Source organism: Mycobacterium sp. NGS61, assembly GCF_059812325.1.
Window position 1 is genome coordinate 503,780 of record NZ_JCALCL010000002.1, and the last position, 18,917, is coordinate 522,696.

At 66.9% G+C, this 18,917-nt stretch carries 15 protein-coding genes; 4 read left to right on the top strand and 11 right to left on the bottom strand.

Annotated features, from left to right (window positions below; all coding sequences use genetic code 11):
* Positions 1-33: 33 nt before the first annotated feature.
* From AC5Y3Z_RS06905 to AC5Y3Z_RS06915, 3 genes are all read right to left on the bottom strand, one after another.
* The gene (locus AC5Y3Z_RS06905) at positions 34-456 is read right to left on the bottom strand and encodes a pyridoxamine 5'-phosphate oxidase family protein (protein WP_463825330.1); all 423 of its coding nucleotides are present in this window, start codon (positions 454-456) and stop codon (positions 34-36) included.
* A 78-nt stretch (positions 457-534) separates the two neighbouring features.
* Entirely contained in the window at positions 535-1,803 is a 1,269-nt protein-coding gene (locus AC5Y3Z_RS06910) for an APC family permease (protein ID WP_463825464.1), read from the bottom strand.
* Between the two features lie 7 nt (positions 1,804-1,810).
* On the bottom strand, positions 1,811-3,238 hold the full coding sequence (locus AC5Y3Z_RS06915; protein ID WP_463825331.1) for a WS/DGAT/MGAT family O-acyltransferase: 1,428 nt from the start codon (positions 3,236-3,238) through the stop codon (positions 1,811-1,813).
* Between the two features lie 191 nt (positions 3,239-3,429).
* Here AC5Y3Z_RS06915 and AC5Y3Z_RS06920 point away from each other — a divergent pair, with 191 nt between their 5' ends.
* A complete protein-coding gene (locus tag AC5Y3Z_RS06920) occupies positions 3,430-5,607 on the top strand; it encodes a glutamine synthetase III family protein (protein ID WP_463825332.1) in 2,178 nt (725 codons plus the stop codon).
* A gap of 81 nt (positions 5,608-5,688) precedes the next feature.
* Here the strand turns inward: AC5Y3Z_RS06920 and AC5Y3Z_RS06925 are convergent, their stop codons facing one another.
* Positions 5,689-7,143 carry a PPE family protein gene (locus tag AC5Y3Z_RS06925; protein WP_463825465.1) on the bottom strand — a complete coding sequence of 485 codons (1,455 nt, stop codon included), beginning with the start codon at positions 7,141-7,143 and terminating at the stop codon, positions 5,689-5,691.
* A 369-nt stretch (positions 7,144-7,512) separates the two neighbouring features.
* Between AC5Y3Z_RS06925 and AC5Y3Z_RS06930 the strand changes: the two genes are divergently transcribed.
* Both AC5Y3Z_RS06930 and AC5Y3Z_RS06935 read left to right on the top strand, forming a co-directional pair.
* Positions 7,513-9,330 (top strand): serine/threonine protein kinase PknE, encoded by a 1,818-nt coding sequence (locus AC5Y3Z_RS06930; protein WP_463825333.1) that lies wholly within the window; start codon positions 7,513-7,515, stop codon positions 9,328-9,330.
* 65 nt (positions 9,331-9,395) lie between these two features.
* Positions 9,396-9,881, top strand: a complete 486-nt coding sequence (locus tag AC5Y3Z_RS06935) for an SRPBCC family protein (RefSeq protein WP_463825334.1) — start codon at positions 9,396-9,398, stop codon at positions 9,879-9,881.
* On the opposite strand, the gene AC5Y3Z_RS06940 is transcribed toward AC5Y3Z_RS06935, so the two are convergent.
* The 6 genes from AC5Y3Z_RS06940 to glgX all read right to left on the bottom strand — a co-directional run bounded on the left by AC5Y3Z_RS06940 (position 9,863) and on the right by glgX (position 16,222).
* Complete coding sequence (locus tag AC5Y3Z_RS06940; RefSeq protein ID WP_463825335.1) at positions 9,863-10,333, bottom strand: nuclear transport factor 2 family protein; 471 nt, start codon at positions 10,331-10,333, stop codon at positions 9,863-9,865. The two genes, AC5Y3Z_RS06935 and AC5Y3Z_RS06940, sit on opposite strands and share 19 nt — an antisense overlap.
* A gap of 12 nt (positions 10,334-10,345) precedes the next feature.
* The gene (locus tag AC5Y3Z_RS06945) at positions 10,346-11,470 is read right to left on the bottom strand and encodes an FAD-dependent oxidoreductase (RefSeq protein WP_463825336.1); all 1,125 of its coding nucleotides are present in this window, start codon (positions 11,468-11,470) and stop codon (positions 10,346-10,348) included.
* Positions 11,467-12,375 carry a DUF1295 domain-containing protein gene (locus AC5Y3Z_RS06950; protein ID WP_463825466.1) on the bottom strand — a complete coding sequence of 303 codons (909 nt, stop codon included), beginning with the start codon at positions 12,373-12,375 and terminating at the stop codon, positions 11,467-11,469. The genes AC5Y3Z_RS06945 and AC5Y3Z_RS06950 overlap by 4 nt, the downstream gene beginning before the upstream one ends.
* Positions 12,376-12,479: 104 nt before the next feature.
* Positions 12,480-12,755: a DUF4235 domain-containing protein gene (locus tag AC5Y3Z_RS06955; protein ID WP_463825337.1), complete on the bottom strand. Its 276-nt coding sequence runs from the start codon at positions 12,753-12,755 to the stop codon at positions 12,480-12,482.
* A 73-nt stretch (positions 12,756-12,828) separates the two neighbouring features.
* Positions 12,829-13,983: an NAD(P)/FAD-dependent oxidoreductase gene (locus AC5Y3Z_RS06960; RefSeq protein ID WP_463825338.1), complete on the bottom strand. Its 1,155-nt coding sequence runs from the start codon at positions 13,981-13,983 to the stop codon at positions 12,829-12,831.
* Positions 13,984-14,056: 73 nt separating this feature from the next.
* Positions 14,057-16,222: a glycogen debranching protein GlgX gene (gene glgX / locus AC5Y3Z_RS06965; protein ID WP_463825339.1), complete on the bottom strand. Its 2,166-nt coding sequence runs from the start codon at positions 16,220-16,222 to the stop codon at positions 14,057-14,059.
* Between the two features lie 320 nt (positions 16,223-16,542).
* Here glgX and AC5Y3Z_RS06970 point away from each other — a divergent pair, with 320 nt between their 5' ends.
* Entirely contained in the window at positions 16,543-18,048 is a 1,506-nt protein-coding gene (locus AC5Y3Z_RS06970) for a glycoside hydrolase family 183 protein (protein ID WP_463825340.1), read from the top strand.
* Between the two features lie 5 nt (positions 18,049-18,053).
* Here the strand turns inward: AC5Y3Z_RS06970 and AC5Y3Z_RS06975 are convergent, their stop codons facing one another.
* On the bottom strand, positions 18,054-18,884 hold the full coding sequence (locus AC5Y3Z_RS06975) for an SDR family NAD(P)-dependent oxidoreductase (protein ID WP_463825341.1): 831 nt from the start codon (positions 18,882-18,884) through the stop codon (positions 18,054-18,056).
* Between the last annotated feature and the right edge of the window lie 33 nt (positions 18,885-18,917).

Consider the following 18,917-nt stretch of genomic DNA (forward strand, 5'->3'; position numbering starts at 1 on the left):
GTTGTCGAGCGGACGTTCGTCGACAGCGGGGGATCAGCCGGCGGCAGGACCGAACTGGAAGCGGCGGCCGGTGACGACCTCCGGGATCACCCGGACATAGTGCGACTTGTCCGATCCCGTCCACGGTAGTACCTGCGCCCGGTCCGCTTCCTCGATCTGTTCGTCGCCGCGCACCGAGCGGGCGACGCCCCGGACGATCACGCTCCAACCCTGTGCGACGTCATGGTCGTCGACCTCGAACACCACCTGATTGTTCATTGCGGTACTGACCAGCTTGGTACCGCCTGCGGTCCGGAACAGAATCGTCTTGCGTTGCACCGCATAGTTCACCGGGAAGATCTCGGCCCGGCCGTCCACGACCGTGACCAGCCGGCCTAATGTCAAGCCCGCCAACAGATCCCAGCATTCTCCTGCCGACAGGATGGTGGCACCGGTGTGTTCGTCCAGACGTGTCATACCGACGAGGTTACTCAGCGTGACCGCATCGGCGCGGGTGCCGAAAGTCCTTTTCTGCCGGGACCTAAGCCGTGTCGGCTAACTGACCGCTGCATCCCTGCCCCGGTGACGTCCGCGCCGTGACCAGAACAGCAGTGTGCCCCCCACGAGAATGGCCACACCCGCGGCCACCGAGGTGACGGGCAGCGCGAAGGCGACGAGCACACAGCCGATCAATCCCGCCACCGGAATGATCCTCGGCGGCCGTCCTTGGTCAGGCCGCAAGGTCATCGCCGACGCGTTGGCTATCGCGTAGTAGACCAGGACGGCGAACGAGGAGAACCCGATAGCACCGCGCAGGTCAGTCGTTGCCGCCAGTGTTGCCGCCACTATTCCCACCGCGACCGCCGCCCGATTGGGGACCCCGAAGCGCGGATGCACCGCCGCCAGTTGTCGTGGCACGTGACTGTCCCGCGCCATCGCCAGCATCGTGCGGGAGACCCCCATCAGCAGCGTCAGCAGGGCACCGAATGCACCTACTACCGCGCCGGTTTCCACGATCGGCGCCAACCCCGGATGACCCGCCGTCTGCACTGCCGCGGTCAACGGTCTCGACGTGGCGGCAAGCCTGTTGGGCCCCAACACCTTCAGTACAGCGACGGCGACCCCGGCATAGACTGCCAGCGCCAGCGCGAGTGCGATCCGGATCGCACGTGGGATGGTGCGCGCCGGGTCGCGCACCTCCTCACCCAGCGTCGCGATGCGTGCGTAGCCGGCGAACGCGAAGAACAGCAGTCCGGCGGACTGCAGGATACTAGTCGGTGAAATGTCTTCTGTTACACGGAAATTGGTGACATCACCGGCCTCGGTGACGGTCGCCGAAACGACTACCACGGTGAGCACCAGCAAGATCGCCACCACGATGCCGCGGGTCAGCCACATGGACTTCTGCACGCCGAGATAGTTGGCCACGGTCGCACCCGTCACCGCCAGAACTGCGACCGCGTGCGCGTGCTCCGGCCACCCATACCAGCCGACGGTGAGAGCCATGGCCGCGCAGGACGCGGTCTTGCCGACCACGAAACCCCATCCCGCCAGGAAGCCCCAGAACTCGCCCAACTGTTCGCGGCCGTAGACATAGGTGCCACCCGAAGCGGGGTGTACCGCTGCCAGCCGCGCCGACGAGGTCGCGTTGCAGTAGGCCACCACCCCGGCAACCGCCAAACCGATCAACAACCCCTTTCCGGCAGCCCGCGCTGCCGGCGCCAGTGCGGCGAAGATCCCGGCCCCGATCATCGAACCGAGACCGATCATCGCTGCGTCGCCGACACCCAGACTCCGGCGTAAAGCGCCGTCGTTGGCCTTCACCGTCGGGTCAGTCCACCGCGGCAAGCAGGTCCTGGAAAGCCTGTTCCATGCATTCGGCGTACCGGGCCGGGTCGGGCAGCGCGTCACGATCGGCGGTGGCGCTGATGGACAGCGTGCCGTCATAGCTAGCCACCACGTGACACAGGTTCAAACCCCCGATCAGTGGGCCCAGGCCTGCGGCGCGCAGCAGCCGGGCACCGTGGAAGAAGATCGGCACGGTGGGTCCCGGCACGTTGGTGACGGTCGTGTTGGCGACGGTCGGACCGGAGAAGGGCAGCACGCTGGCGGCTTTCGCGGTCACTCCGAGCAGTGCTGTCGGCAGGGTCGCCACCAGCTCGAGCACCTGTGTCCGGGTCGACTGCTCGGACTCCGTACGACTCTGCGCGGTAGCCTCGGCGATGCTCGCGAGTCGTTCCAGCGGATCGGCGATGTCGGTCCCGAGTGTCTGCAGCCGGCCGAACAACATGTTTCCGTTGCTGCCGCTGTCAGCCGCGTCGCGCAGCGAGATCGGGCACGCCGCGACCAGCGATGCCTCGGGAAGCTCGCCGTGCCCGTCCAGATACTCCCGCAGCGCACCACCGACGTACGCCAGCGCCACGTCGTTGACCGTGGCACCGGGCACGCGCGCTTTGATCCGCTTGAAATCAGCCAGCTCATGGAACCGCGCCTCGAACACCCGATGCGGCGAAACCGCTTGATTGAAGCGGGTTTTGGGGGGAAACGTCGGCCTGCTGCCATCAGAAACCAGTCCGCCGAACACCTTGCCGGGCAAGCCGATCAGACCCCGCACCAACTTCGGCGCATTCGACACCAACACTCTGCCGGCCCGCGCCGGGTACAACGCCCCGTTGAGCGCGGTGCGCGAGACGAGGTCGGCGGTCGACGGCAGCGACGCCGGCCGCCAGGGGCGTTCCGGGGCCGGGGGACGGGCGGCGTCGGCGGCCAGGTCGTGCAACGCCGCGATCATCTGCACACTGGCCATGCCGTCGACCGCGCAGTGGTGCAATTTCAGCGCCATGGCGAAGGAGCCCTTCGGCACCCCCGGCACGGCGTTGAGTCCTTCGATGACGGTGATCTCCCACGGCGGGCGGCGTAGATCGATCTGCCGGGCGTGCAGTCTGGCCACCTGGATGCAGAGCTGTCGCCAGTCGCCGGGCTGCGGCAGACCGATGTGGCGGACGTGGTATTCCAGGTCGAAGTTCGGGTCGTCGACCCAGTACGGCATGTGCAGGCCGCCCGGGAGTTCGGTCAGCCGACGTCGGAAGACATCGGCCAGATGCAGGCGGGCGTCGAGTTCCTCCAGAATCCCTTTGAAGGTGACTTTGCCGCCGGGGGCCGTAGACGGGTCGTAGATCAGCAGCATCTGAATCTGCAGCGGTGTCGCCGGCCCCTCGGCCCGCAACATCATGTCGTCGCTCCAACTCAACTGCTGCATAGAGATCCCCCTTCAGGGCACAGCGTAGGCCCTGACCCTCGCGACCGCCGCGGTGTGACGTCTCACGTTCGCAATCAACGCTGCCTCAGCGTTGACTCGGGCGTAACAGGATTGCCATCGAAGGTTCCTACGGTGGGTCGGTCTAGCGTCCGTCGAATCCTCGCGGACCCCTTCGTGACAAAGGAACTCCATTGAGCGGAAACGCGGTCCGCCTGCAGGCGATCAACAACGTCGAGGCCTATATCCCTCCGGCGATCAGCTTCGTAGCAGGTGAGGCCCCGGGTGAGATATTCGGCGCCAATGTCTTCACCAAGGCGGAGATGCAGGCGCGACTGCCCAAATCGGTGTACAAGTCCATCGTCGCAACCATCGAGAAGGGTGCCAAGCTCGACCCGGCCGTGGCCGATGCGGTCGCGGTGGCCATGAAGGACTGGGCACTGGAGAAGGGCGCCACCCACTACGCGCACGTGTTCTACCCGATGACCGGGCTGACGGCCGAAAAACACGACAGTTTTCTCGAGCCGATCTCCGATGGGCAGACCCTTGCCGAGTTCGCCGGGAAGACCCTCATCCAGGGCGAACCGGATGCTTCGAGCTTCCCGTCCGGCGGGCTGCGCAGCACCTTCGAGGCCCGCGGCTACACCGGCTGGGACGTCACCAGCCCGGCGTACATCCTGGAGAACCCGAACGGCAATACGCTGTGTATCCCAACGGTTTTCGTATCGATGACGGGGGAGGCGCTGGACTATAAGACGCCACTGCTGCGCAGCCAGCAGGCGATGGGGGTGCACGCCGAGCGCATCCTGGCGTTGTTCGGCCACCAGGGCCACAACAAGGTCGTCTCGTTCTGCGGGCCCGAACAGGAGTATTTCCTGATCGATCGGCACTTCTTCCTGGCCAGGCCGGACCTGATCAACGCCGGCCGTACGGTGTTCGGCGCCAAGCCGCCCAAGGGTCAGGAGTTCGACGACCACTACTTCGGTGCGGTGCCCGAGCGGGTGCTGGGCTTCATGATGGACACCGAGCGGGAGCTGTTCAAACTCGGCATCCCGGCCAAGACCCGGCACAACGAAGTCGCTCCCGGTCAGTTCGAGGTGGCGCCGATGTTCGAGCGGGCCAACATCGCTTCCGACCACCAGCAGCTGCTGATGACGATCTTCAAGACCATCGCCAAGAAGCACGGCATGGAATGTCTGTTCCACGAGAAGCCGTTCGCCGGTGTCAACGGCTCCGGCAAGCACGTCAATTTCTCGGTGGGCAACTCCGAGTTGGGCTCGCTGCTGGTTCCCGGTGACACTCCGCACGAGAACGCGCAGTTCCTGGTGTTCTGTGCCGCGGTGATCCGCGCCGTCCACAAATTCGCCGGACTGCTTCGGGTGTCGGTGGCCTCGGCCACCAACGACCACCGGTTGGGTGCCAACGAGGCGCCGCCGGCGATCATTTCGATCTTCCTCGGTGAGCAGCTCGCCGACGTCTTCGAGCAGATCGCCAAGGGCGCGGCCACCTCGTCGAAAGGCAAGGGCACCATGATCATCGGTGTCGACACGCTGCCCCCGTTGCCGACGGATGCCGGTGACCGCAACCGCACCAGCCCGTTCGCGTTCACCGGCAACCGGTTCGAATTCCGGGCGCCCGGTTCCGGGCAGACCGTCGCGGTGCCCATGATCATCCTCAACACGATTATGGCCGACTCGTTCGACTACCTGGCCACCATCCTGGAAGAGGCTGTCGCCGCCGGGGAGGACTTCGATACGGCAGTGCAGAAGCTGCTCACCGACGTCATCACCGAACACGGTGCGGTGGTGTTCAACGGCGACGGCTACTCGGAGAACTGGCAGATCGAGGCGGCCGAGCGCGGTCTACCCAACCTCAAGACCACGCTGGACGCCATCCCGGAGCTGATCAAGCCGGAAGCGGTGGCGGTCTTCGAGAAGTACGGCGTGTTCACCGAGCGCGAACTGCACAGCCGGTACGAGGTGCGGTTGGAGCAGTACGCGCTGACCATCGGCGTCGAGGCGAAGCTGGCGCTGGAGATGGGCACCACGGTCATCCTGCCGGCCGCGGTGCGCTACCAGACCGAACTCGCGCAGAACGTCGCGACCTTGAAGGCGGCCGGTATGGAGCCCAGTATGGCTGCACTGCAGGATGTTTCGGCTCCAATTGTGGATCTCACCGCGGCGCTGGCGACGCTGAAGTCGGCGCTGTCCGACCACTCGGCCACGTCAGCACTCGACGAGGCCGCGCACGCCCAGAAAGAACTGCTGCCGGCCATGGAGGCGGTGCGGACCGCTGCCGACACCCTGGAAAGCGTTGTGGCCGACGACTTGTGGCCCCTGCCCACCTACCAGGAGATGCTCTACATCCTGTGATGAACGTCGTCGGGTGTGGGGGCCGCCCGCAACCGCGGACCTGGTGATTCGCGTCCCCCACGCCCGGCGACCCGGGCGGGCTCAGTCCGCGCGCGGTTCCCCGTCGCCGAGTTCGGTGGTCCACGTACTCGGCATCATCGGCACGGTCGGGGCATCGCTGAACGGGTCGCCTGCGATGGTGGTCAGCCCGGCAGCGTCGCGAATTCTGGATTTCGTTGCGGTACCGGTGAATCCGAGCGGGCCGGCGCCGCTGGTGGATGCCGGGAACTCGTCGAGCGGGGGTTGGTCCGGTGACCAGTCCGGGGTGTCGTCCAGCGTCAGGTACTCGTCGCGATAACCGCGGTTCTTGACGTCGGCGCGGCGCCGGCGGCGAGCTTTGGCTTGCGCCGCCGCGGCCGCCGATGCGGCACTGGCCGCCGAGATGCCTGACGCCGGTGCCCCGGCGGTGGCCTTGTTGTGCAGGGCGGGGCCCAGCGTGGGGCCAGGCCCGGGGCCACCGACCAGGTAAGCGAAGCTCTGCAAGCCCGCCGCCGGGGGAGCGGGAGCGGTGCTGGCCGCCGGGGTCTGTGCCGGCAGGCTGCTCGGTGCCGGAACCGCACCAGCGGTGGTGACGGTCGGTGCGATGCTGGCGACGGGCAACACGCGTTCTTCGACAGGCACCGCGGGCGCCTCGGCGATCAGGGCGGCGGGGGCCTCGGCGACCACCGCGATCGTGGACAGCGCCAGCGCCAGCGGGATCACCCCGAACGGCGCCGCTGCGGCGGCATACATGGGTGTCCCCAGCACCCCGAAAGTTGCCGCGTAGGCGAAGACGTAGAAGAGCGGTAGCCAGGTGACGGCCGCTTCGGCCGGGTTGGCGGCGAAATCGGTGATCAGCTGTACTACGGTGCCGAACGGGTCGGAGACCAGCCCTTTCAGTGCCCGGTACATGCTGGTGAAGTGCTCTGACCCGGCCAGCAACTCTTCGATGGGGTCGGTGGGGGGCGTGGTCGCCGGTTCGGCGGGTGCCGCTTCGGCGGCGAGGATCTGCGGGGCCTGCTCCGTCGGAGCCACCGCTGTGAGCGCGGATGACGACACCGCCTCGTACACACTCATCGTGGTGGCGGCCTGAATCCACATCCGCACGTAGTCCGCTTCGTTCACCGCGATCGGGATCGTGTTGATGCCGAAGAAGTTCGTCGCGACCAGGACCCCGTGCAGCACATGGTTAGCTGCCAGTTCGGTAAGCGTCGGCATCGCCGCCAGCGCTCCGGAGTAGGCCGCCGCAACCACCTCGTGCTGCGCGGCGGCACCGGCGCTGTTGGCGCTCATCTGGGTCAGCCAGGCCAGATAGGGCACGTGGGCGGCGGCGTACTGCGCGGCGGTCGGACCTGCCCAGGCGCCGCCCTGCACCGCACTCAGCACTGCGGACAATTCTGCGGCCACCCCGGCGTACTCGGCGCTGAGGGAATTCAATGCCGCGGCCGCCGCCAGCAGCGTTGCGGGACCCGGGCCGCTACTCAACAGGGTCGAGTGAACTTCGGGGGGCGCACCCATCCAGGCGATCACCGCGCCCCGCCTCGGAGCGGTTCTGCTACGGAAGTGGCGAAATGGTGCGTCATCGGTACGTATCCAGGAAGCAGCGTCCTGAGCTCCTCAACTTAAGTTTGGCTACCCTTAGCTTATTGCACGTGAGTATTGCATACCCTGCGCACACCGAGGTCAGTTCTGGGCGCGTTCTTATGTTGTCTTCGCCACGTCGGCAACTCGTAAGGCCGCAGCGACGGTCAACTGCGCCCACCGCACGCCGCAACCATTAGCCTTAGCCCTGGCAGACCGCCGTGTAGCCGTATCCGCCAGCGGTAATCGCCGCAGGTGCAAGCGCGCTTCCGGATCGTTGCGCGGGAGTCGGGTGAGGAGTCGGCAATGGACGACGCGACCGAGGGTTCGCGGGAGGGCACCCGGTTCGGGCCGTATCTGTTGCGGCGGTTGGTGGGTCGCGGCGGCATGGGCGATGTCTATGAGGCCGAGGACACCGTCAAGGAACGGATCGTGGCGCTCAAGCTAATGTCCCAGACGCTGTCGAAGGACCCCGTCTTCCGGCAGCGCATGCAGCGCGAGGCGCGCACCGCGGGACGTTTACAGGAACCCCACGTGGTGCCGATTCACGACTACGGCGAGATCGACGGTCAGCTTTACGTCGACATGCGCCTCATCGACGGCGCTGACCTGGCCGCCATCCTCAAGCGGTACGGCCCACTGACGCCGCCGCGCGCGGTCGCCGTGGTGCGCCAGATCGGTTCGGCGCTCGACGCCGCGCACGCGGCAGGGATCACCCACCGCGACGTGAAGCCGGAGAACATTCTCATCAGCGGCGACGATTTCGCGTACCTCGTCGATTTCGGTATCGCCAGTGCGACCACGGACGAGAGGCTGACTCAGCTGGGTAGCACCGTGGGAACCCTCTACTACATGGCCCCGGAGCGGTTCGGCGAGACCGAAGTGACGTACCGCGCCGACATCTACGCGCTGGCCTGTGTACTGCACGAGTGCCTGGTCGGGTCCCCGCCCTACCGGGGTGACCAGCTCAGTGTGATGGGCGCCCACCTCAACCAGCCTGTCCCGCGACCCAGCGTCGCCCGGCCCGGCGTGCCGGCCGGCTTCGACCCGGTGATCGCCCGAGGCATGGCCAAGGACCCGGCAGATCGTTACCCCACCTGCGGCGACTTGTCGGCTGCCGCGTACGCCGCGCTCGCCACCACCGACCAGGACCGGGCGGCCACCATTTTGCAACGCAGTCAGGTGGCCCAGGTGCCGCCCGCGTTCACCGGGCCACCGCACAGCGGCTTCCCGCCCCCGGCGATACCGGCCGGGCATCCGCCGCAAACGATGTGGCCACCACCGCAGGGTTTCGGTTCGCCCCCGGCGCCGAGCGGACGGGTGCCGGGACAGTGGGGCACCCACAGCTGGGGAGGTGCTCCCGCGGGAACCGGCGGCGGACCACCGTGGGGTCCACCACCGGCGCGACCGAAGGGGTTGCTGCGCAAACCCTGGTTGTGGGCGGGGCTTGCCATCGCTGTGATCGTGGCGATCGTGGGTGGCGTGACGATCGGGTTCAGCGGGTCGAAGCGGTCCTTGGCACCGAGCGCCGAACCGCCCACTCCGGCGGTGGATCCGAGCAGTGTTCAGCTCAACGTGCTCAACGACGGCGTGTTCATCGGCAGCTCAACCGCAACCACGACGATCGACATTTTCAATGAACCGATCTGCCCGCCGTGCGGCGCGTTCATCCGGTCCTATGCCGCGGACATCGACAGCGCGGTCGCCGATAAGAAGCTCGCGGTGCGGTACCACCTGCTCAACTTCCTCGACCAGCAGTCGCATACCAAGAACTATTCGACCCGTGCGATCGCAGCCTCGTATTGTGTTGCGGCGCAGAATGATCCGAAGGTTTACACCAACTTCTACACCGCCATCTTCGGCAGTGACTTCCAGCCGCAGGAAGGCGCGTTGTCCGACCGCACCGACATCGAGTTGGCGAATCTGGCGCAAACCGGAGGTGCCAACACGACCACCACCGGTTGCATCCGGTCCCGCTCGAACTTGACGACCGGCCAGACCAAGGCCGACAACGCCGCCACCAGCCTGGCGGGCTTCCATGCCACCGGCACCCCATTCGTGTGGGACGGCAACGGCGGTGTGGACCTGCAGAACCCGAATTGGCTGACGAAGCTGATCGGTTGACCGCCCCGCCGCGGTCGTAGAGTGAAGTCTTGCGCTCGATGCGTCGCCCACCACTGCGAGGACCGATGACTGACCGGATTGAAACCAATCGCACCATCGCGGCTCCGGCGGCGGACATCTTCGCGGTGCTCTGCGACCCGCAGGGACACGTCGCGATCGACTCGTCAGGAATGCTGCAGGACGCCGACGGCGCCCCGGTGCAGGCTGTCGGCGACAGCTTCGTGATCCACATGGACCGCGAGTCGCTGAACGATTTCCCCCAGCTCGGTAAATACGACGTCACAGTCGAGATCACCGAATTCGAACCGGACCGGCTGATCGCCTGGACGGTGCTCGGCCAGATCAAACCGCAGATCGGCCACGTCTACGGTTACCGGCTGGCGCCGGCCGACTCCGGGGGCACCGTGGTCACGTCGTTCTACGACTGGTCCAACATCGGGCAGCAGTGGCGCGAGGCGGGCATCTTCCCGGTCATCTCCGAGGGTGCGCTGCGAGCCACGCTGGGCATTCTGGACCGAACCGTGCGCCGCGGTTACCCGGGCCGTAACTGATCTGCCGCAGTCGATGGCCGGGCCATCACCGAATCGGAGGCTGCCCAATCGGTCGACACCTTCCGGTGTTTGATCAGCCACGTGCCGTCCCGGGGGATCAGGATGTCGCGATAGCGGCCGAAATGGTCGAGACCGATGTGGGTCACCACGGTGAAGTACGACGCGACCTCGGCTCGCTGGGCCGCCAAGTCGATGAACAACACGTTGGTCAGGATGTGCCGGACGACGGGTTTGACGTCGGCGCCGGAGCTGCCGACGCCGCCGGCGACACCGCCGAGAAACGCGCTGATTTCCGCGCGCCCGCACAGCGGTTCCATGCCACGAATCTCGAGCACTCCGTCGGTGCAGAACGTTTGGGCCAGCGCCTCGACCCGTCCGGCGTCACCTGACCAGTTGTAGTTGGCCAGCGTGTCGCGAATCTGTTCGCGCGCAACGAGTTCCCACACTTCCACGGCGCACTCCTCTCAGTCGGCGGGGCTGTTCTCGCGCACGCCGCGGTAGATGCCCCACCGGACGATCCAGGGCATCACGACGTGCTCGACCGCCCAGGCCGGGAAGCGAAAGGCACGGCCGGTGGGGAAGAACACCTCCAGCCCGTCGGGTTGCGGCCCCACCAACGAACCCCACCGCCGGGTGGGCGCCCGGAAGTCACGTAACGGGCGTCCGGCCAACCAGGCGCGAATATTGCGGCTCAGCAATGCATCCCCGCGATTGCGGGCTGAACTGCGCAGCGGATCGGTGGCCGCCACGTCCCCGATCGCGAATACGTCGGCATGCCCGGGGACCTGCAGCTGGGGGGTCACCCGGACGAAGCCGTGCTCGTCGAGCAGTTCGGGCGGCAGCCAGCCGGTATTGGGTCGTGCCCGCCCGATCGCCCAGAGCACGGCCGTGGCGACGGAGGGGGCCTGCCCGGTGCTCCACCGGACCGGCTCATCGGTGATCACCTCCCCGGCGAAGCCGTCGGGAACCACGGCGCGGTGGCCGGGATGCAACCCCACCCCGAGTTCGAACAACCGGGCATGGACGCGTTTCCAGATCCGCGGGTGATACTCGCCCAGCGGGCGGTCGCCGGGAAAGTACAGGTCGACTTTCTTGTCCGGCCAGGTGGTGGCCAGGTTGACGGCACTGCTGACCGCGGCGGCACCGCCGCCGACGACGATCACCGACTCGGCGTCCGCCAGCTGCCGGTGCGCCGCGTCGAGGTGTGCGGCGACCTCGGCAGGTGACTGCAATGTGGGTTGCCGCCAGAATCCGTTGCTGACCCCGGTCGAGATCACCAGTGCGTCGTACTTCTCGGTGACGGTGCTGCCATCCGCGCGCCGGGCGAAAACCGCCCGGGCGTCCAGGTCCACTCCGGTCAGTTCCGCCTGCACCGTCCGCACTCCGTCGAGTCGGCGGAACCGGTCGAACGGAATCCAGTAGTCCCGCGCCCAGTCCCCGGGGCGGGCCAGTCGAACCCCGAGTTCCTGACCGCTGACCAACCCGGGCTTGACCGAGATGCCGACCACATCAGCGTGCGGGGCCAGCCGGATCGCGGTCAACACGCCGACATCGCCCAGCCCCGCGACAACGACACGGTTGCGGCTCACGCCCGGGCTTTCGGAACCGGTCGGGGCACGAACCGCGGCACCCGGTCGATGACGTCCTGATAGTCCGGGCGGCGTTGCAGGCTGCGCTGCTCCATCATCGGGATGCTAGCGCCCAGGAACATGGCCAGGATCGCCATCGCGCCGAGGAACAACCACCACGCGTCCGACGGCGACGCGGCAACCCCGAACAGCGCAAGGGAGAACCAGAAACTGAACTCCCCGAAGTAGTTTGGATGCCTCGACCAGCTCCACAACCCGCGGGTCATCGCCTCGCCGGGACGCCGGTCGCGCACGAAACGATGCAACTGCACGTCGGCGACGAGTTCGAGGGTTACCGCCGACATTCCGACGACGAACGCAAGGACCGTCAGCCACCGGATGCCGGTGCCGGGATGGGTCACGCAGACAAAGACCGGCACGGTGGCCGCGAACACCTGCACGGTCGGGATGAGGTGGATCGCGACCAGGTCCACGACGAACTCCCAACGTCCGGCGCGCTCGCGGAACATCGGGTAGCGCCAGTCCTCGTGGTGCAGCCCGGGGAATCCGTAGACCCAGTTCGCCGTCAACCGCACGCCCCACCAGGTCATGACCACGGCGACCAACCAGCAGCGCAACTGGTCGACGCCGGGACCGGCCTGACTCCACCAGTAGAACGTCAGCAGCGGCGGGATGACGCTCCAGTACGCGTCGTAGAAGCTGGAATTGCCGAAGGCGCGACTGAAGGCGAACACCACCAGGGTGGCCAGCACGTCGGCGACGAAGGTGTCCAGCCAGAGTCGGCCGGTCGTCGGACCCCACGTCAGCCAGGCGGCGGCCGCGGCGATGGCGATCAGGTACGCGACGGCGATCAGCGCCAGTGAGCGCGTCTTGCTCACCGCCGAATCACCGCTGCGGCTGCGCATCTCGGTGGTGCTGATCCGAAGCCATCCGGTCTCCTCGCACACGGGGCCCGGGTGGTCCCGATCGGCAGAACTGTAACACGTTCTAGTGTTGCTGCCGGGGTTCGCTAGGGGACGGGGGACTCGTTCGTCACGGCCTGGTAGCCGCGGGCGCCGGCCCGGTCGACGGCGGCTTTCACCACGCCGAAGATCAGCCCCTGCAGTCCGGCGCCGAGCAGGGCGGCGCGCGTGGAGTTGCTGAGGTCCTTGGGATCCGGCGGTGCCTGGTCGTCGTTGCTGAAGCGCTTCCACACCTGGCTGAAAACAGCGCCGGCGAGAAGCCCTCCCGTCACGCTGGTGACGATCGACAACGGCATGTACAGCGTCTTGGACTTTGCGCTCATGACGATCCTTCGTTCTGGACTGGTAGGGGTCACATACCCCGCGACGACGCCGGTAAATCGGCGGCGCGGGTCGTCACTGCATCGGCACCGGTGCCGGACGGGACTCGGCGATGAACCGCTCGCCGAGGTCGTAGTCGTCGTCGGCGTTGTAGGTCAACACGCCGACCGTGGCACCGCCGGCTTCGTACCAGACGGTGAAACCGTCGGAATGCTCGACGAGGCGGCAGCGTTCGAAGCCGTCACCCCACGCGTGATACTTGACCGTCGCATCGCCGATCGACGTCCAAAAACCGGGCACCGCATCCCATTTCGCATCGCTGCCGGCCGCGGCGGCACCGGCTGCGGCGCCCTGGTCATCCGCGTCCTGCCAGTGTTCGACGGCCAGGTGGCGTTCGGCCAGGGCGTGGCGTGCCAGAGCGACATCGCCGGCGGCGAACACGCCGCGGACCGAGGTGGCCAGGTCGGTGCCGACGACGATGCGGTCGTCGCGCACGTCCAGGCCGGCTACGGCGGCGATACCGCTCTGCGGAGCCACGCCGGTGGCCGCCAAGACCAGATCGCAGTCGATGGTGACGCCGTTGTCCAACCGCACCCCGGTGCGAGTGACTTCTTCGACGCTGACCCCGCCGACGTGCCGGGCACCGGTCTCGGCGACCAGCCCGGCCAGGCGTTCGGCGGCCTCCTTGCCGAGTCGGCGTTCCTGCGGAAGCGGTTCCGGCGCAACAAGAGTGACCGCCACGTTGCGCAGCGCCAGGGAAGCGGCGGCCTCACAGCCGATGAACCCCGACCCGATCACGACGGCGGAGTCGGCGCCTTCCGCGGCGGTGCGCAGCGCAGTTGCGTCGGCCAGTGACCGCAGCGGCAGCGCATACTCGGCGCCGGGAAAGGGCGGGGTCACCGGGGCGGCTCCGCACGCCAGCACCAGCGACTCGAACGGATAGCGCTGCTGACCGACGTGGACGGCCCGCTCGGCGAGGTCGAGGCGGTCGACTCGCGCATCGAGGGTGAGGTCGATCGCCCGGTCACGGAACCACTGCACGGGGTGCAGCACGACGTCATCGGTCTCCCCGCGCAGGTATTCCTTGCTCAACGGCGGACGGAGGTAGGGCACATCGACGTCAGCGCTGAGAATTCGCACGGGTGTGTCGGGACGGTGTTCGCGAAACGACGCTGCCGCCGCGACTCCCGCCGGTCCGCTGCCTACGACGATCAATCCGAGGTCGGTCACCTCGCAGAGATACCCGCACCCGGTGAGCTCAACCGGGGGTGGCGGCAACCGAGAGCCTGGGCGCAGGTCGCGCCTATTCGGGCTGCTGCAACTGCAGCAACACCACCGCTCGGCCTTCGACGGTGATCTTGCCCTTGGGCGGGAGCGCGTCCGGCGACTCCACCCGGCCGGTGTTGACCGCCGTATCGAGCACCGGCAGCCAACTCGGCCCGAAATCGTCCGGGGGAAGGACGAATTCGATCGGCTCGTGGTGTGCGTTGAAGCACAGCACGAAAGAGTCGTCGGTGATTCGCTGGCCGCGCGAGTCGGTGCCCGGAATGCCGAGGCCGTTCAGGTACACCGCCACCGACTTGCCGAATCCGGAGTCCCAGTCCTCGTCGCTCATCTCCGAACCGTCGGGACGGAACCACGAAATGTCAGGTATGCCGGCGGAACCGCGGTGGCGCACCGGGGCGCCGGTGAAGAAACGCCGCCTGCGGAACACCGGGTGCTCGGCCCGCAGGGCGGTCACCATCCCGGTGAACTCGATCAGATCCTGGTCGGCATTGTCCCAGTTGATCCAGGTCAATTCGGAATCCTGGCAGAAGCCGTTGTTGTTCCCATGCTGCGTACGGCCGAGTTCATCACCGTGGCAGATCATCGGCACACCTTGCGACAGAATGGTTGTCGCCAGGAAGTTGCGTTGTTGCCGGGCGCGCAGCGCGTTGATTTCCGGATCCTCGGTGGGTCCCTCGGCGCCGCAGTTCCACGACCGATTGTGCGATTCGCCGTCGTTGTTGTCCTCGCCGTTGGCCTCGTTGTGTTTTTCGTTGTAGGACACCAGGTCTCGCAGGGTGAACCCGTCATGAGCGGTGACGAAGTTGATCGATGCGACCGGGCGGCGCGCGGTGTGCTCATAGAGGTCGGCCGAACCGGTGATCCGGGATGCGAACTCGCTGAGGATGGCGTCCTCGCCGCGCCAGAAGTCGCGAATGGTGTCGCGGTACTTGCCGTTCCATTCGGTCCACTGCGGCGGGAAGTTGCCCACTTGGTAACCCCCCGGACCGACATCCCACGGTTCGGCGATCAGCTTGACCTGGCTGACGATCGGGTCCTGCTGCACCAGTTCGAAGAACGCCGACAGGCGGTCGACGTCGTAGAACTCACGAGCCAGTGTGGACGCCAGATCGAAGCGGAATCCGTCGACATGCATCTCGGTGACCCAGTACCGCAACGAATCCATGATCAGTTGCAGGGTGTGCGGGTGGCCGACGTTCAGGCTGTTGCCGGTGCCGGTGTAGTCCATGTAGTACTGCTTGTCGTCGTCGACCAGACGGTAGTAGGCGGCGTTGTCGATGCCCCGCATGGACAGCGTGGGACCGAGGTGGTTGCCCTCAGCGGTGTGGTTGTAGACGACATCGAGGATCACCTCGATGTTGGCCTCGTGCAACGCGCGGACCATCGCCTTGAACTCCTGAACCTGACCGCCGGGTGTGTTGCTCGCGGTGTATTTGAAGTCGGGGGCGAAGAATCCAATTGTGTTGTAGCCCCAGTAATTCGACAGGCCCTTGTCGATCAGTGTCGAGTCGTTGGCGAAATGGTGCACCGGCATCAGTTCGATGGCGTTGACGCCGAGATTGGTCAGGTGCTCGATGATCGCGGGATGCGCGATCGCCGAATAGGTGCCGCGAATGCGCTCCGGAATGGCGGGGTGCGTCTGCGTCAGGCCTTTGACATGCGCCTCGTAGATGACGGAGTCGGCGTACTCATGGCCGGGCGGACGGTCCACCCCCCAGTCGAAGTACGGGTTGATCACCACCGATTTGGGCATGTTGGCCGCGGAGTCGTCGTCGTTGCGGCTGTCCGGATCACCGAAGTTGTAGCTGAACAGCGACTGGTCCCACTGGAATGAGCCGTCGATGGCCTTCGAATACGGGTCGACCAGCAGCTTGTTCGGGTTGCAGCGCTGGCCGTTGCCCGGATCGTAGGGACCGTGGACCCGGTAGCCGTACCGCTGACCGGGCTGCACGCTGGGTAGAAAGCCGTGCCAGATGAATCCGTCGACTTCGGGGAGCGCGATCCTGGTTTCGGCGCCGTCGTCGTCGAACAGGCAGAGTTCGACCCGCTCGGCTACCTCGCTGAAGACGGCGAAGTTGGTGCCGGACCCGTCGTAGGTGGCACCCAGTGGGTAGGCCTTGCCCGGCCAGACTTCGGGCCGGTCACCGTCGGTTGCCGATCCCTGCGGACTGCCATTACTCACTATCGTGCCTCCTGGGATTGTCGGGGGCCCGATCCGAACCGCGACCTGCGCCTGTTTTCCCCCTGTCGGGGCGGCTTAAGCATGAGATGTCTCTCAGTTCCGCCGGCGGGGCAGCGACGTCGGGGACAGCCGGGTCCTGCGGTCGAACTTGCCTGGGCACAACCGGGTTTCGCGGACCGAACGGTCAACGGCGGGGTTGCGACACGATCACGGACGTATACCTATTGCCTGCTCATTGGTCACAAGGGTCACATCGCTCACTATCGTCACATCATCCCGTGCGGACGTCAATTCAGCGTCCGACCCCTGAAAGGTGTGACATGTCGGCGATTCCTCGCTTTGTCTCGGTATCGCTGGCGGCCACGGCCGCTGTCGGGCTGATCCTGCCGATCAGCCTCGCGCCCGGCCTGGCTCCCACGGCGCACGCGTTGCCGTGCAGCGCACCGGAGGCAAACGTCCCGCCGCCGGCCAACGCGGTGGTGACCAACCCCGGTGGCAAGGTGCTCGGCCCGCTCAACAAGCGACCCCGGGGCGCGAACGACCGTGCGCCGCTGCCCAGGGTGGGACCGCTGCAGCGGACCCAGCAACCGGGGCAGCGATACTCCGCGCCACTCCAGCAGCAGGCGCGGGTGCCGAACGCCGCTCCGGCGCCGCCCGCCCCGGCCCCGCCGGCCGCTGCCCAGCAGCCCCCGGCCGGGGAGATCGCCCCCGAAGCCGCACCGCCGCCGAATCCGGCACCGGCCCCGGAAGCCGCTCCAGCGCCGGGAGCGCCGGATGCGATGGGCGCGCTCGGCGGGTCCAACACCTCGCTCGTCGAGTGGGTGACCGGTCCGGAAGGCCCCAACAAGACTCTCGAGCGCTTCGGCATTTCCGGGACCGACCTCGGAATCCTCTGGGACAACGGCGATCCCGCCAACCATCAGGTGCTGATGGCCTTCGGCGACACCTTCGGCTACTGCGCGGTCAAGGGCGACCAGTGGCGCTACAACGTGCTGTTCCGCAGTAACGACCAGGACCTGTCCCACGGGCTGCATGTGAGCACCGGCGACCCGTCCAATCGGTACGCCGGTTCACCGACCCAGCAGCCCGGCTTCTCCCGACAGGTCATCAACAGCATCAAGTACGCCAAGGAAGAGACCGGCATCATCCCGACCGCCGCCATCTCGGTCGGCAAAACCCAGTACATCAACTTCATGTCCATCAGGGACTGGGGCCGCGACGGGGAGTGGTGGACGAACTATTCCGGCATCGCCATGTCCACCGACAACGGCCAGACCTGGTCGGTGTACCCCGGCACCATCCGGGCCAACGGGCCCGACGCCGCGCGGGTGCCCTACGTGGAGGGCAACGAGAACTTCCAGATGGGGGCGTACGTCAAGGGCGGGGACGGCTATCTGTATTCGTTCGGCACGCCCAACGGGCGCGGCGGCGCGGCGCACCTGTCGCGGGTGCAGCCACGTTTCATCCCCGATCTCACCAAATATGAGTACTGGAACGGTGATTCGAACTCCTGGGTGCCGAACAAGCCGTCGGCGGCCACACCGGTGATCCCAGGGCCGGTGGCCGAAATGTCGGCGCAGTACAACACCTATCTCAAGCAGTACCTGGTGATGTACACCAATGGCGCCAACGACGTGGTGGCGCGGACCGCGCCGACACCGCAGGGCCCCTACAGTCCCGAGCATCTGCTGGTGTCTAGCTTTCAGATGCCCGGTGGGGTCTACGCACCGATGATGCATCCGTGGTCGACCGGCAAGGATGTCTACTTCAACCTCTCGCTGTGGTCGGCATACGACGTGATGCTGATGCACACCACGCTGGGCTGAGCGAGTCAGGGCGCGAGCGGTCGATTCGTCCATTCCCGGCCCGCCCGCCGCGAGGACCGGAACCAGCCGCCGGCCGCGCCGGTGCCGCCGTCGGTGGGGATGGTGTGGCCGGTGACGAACGCCGAGAGGTCTGAGGCCAGGAACAGGATCACCCGCGCCTGATCGTCGGGCACACCCATCCGCCCGACCGGAACCCACTGCGGCCACTGGGTCTGCTCGGCGGGGGACAGCCACTGCGAGTAGGGCACCTGCAGTGACTCGGTGACGTCAGGGCCGATGGCGTTGACCCGGATGCCGTCGCGGCCTACCTGTACCGCCAGACTGCGGGTGAATTGGACGACTGCGGCTTTGAAGGCGGCGTACACCGGATCCTCGGGGTAACCGCGCAGACCCTCGACCGACGATACGTTGACGATCGCGCCGGCCTGCTGGTCGATCATCGCCGGCAGGAACGCGCGGGTGACCAGGAAGACGTGGTGCAGGTTCACCCGGTAGAGCTCGTCCCACAGCTGCGGGTCGGTGCCGGCGAAGCTGCCCGGGTGCCGTACCCAGTGCCCGACATTGTTGACCAGCACATCCAACCGGCCGTAGTGCTCGAGCACGGCTGCCGCCAGCGCGCTGACCTGATCGGCTTCTCGCACGTCGGCCGTCACCGCGTGGGCGCCGATGTCGGCGGCGACCTGCTCACTGCGATCGGGGTCGATGTCAGCGATCACCACCTGCGCGCCGTGGGCGGCGAACAGCCGCGAGGTGGCCGCGCCGATGCCACCGCCGCCGCCGGTGATCAGGGCTACCCGGCCGGCGAGCAACCGGCCGCTCTGCGCTGCCTGATCCATGGGTACATCCTGGGTCACGGCGACTGGGGTGAT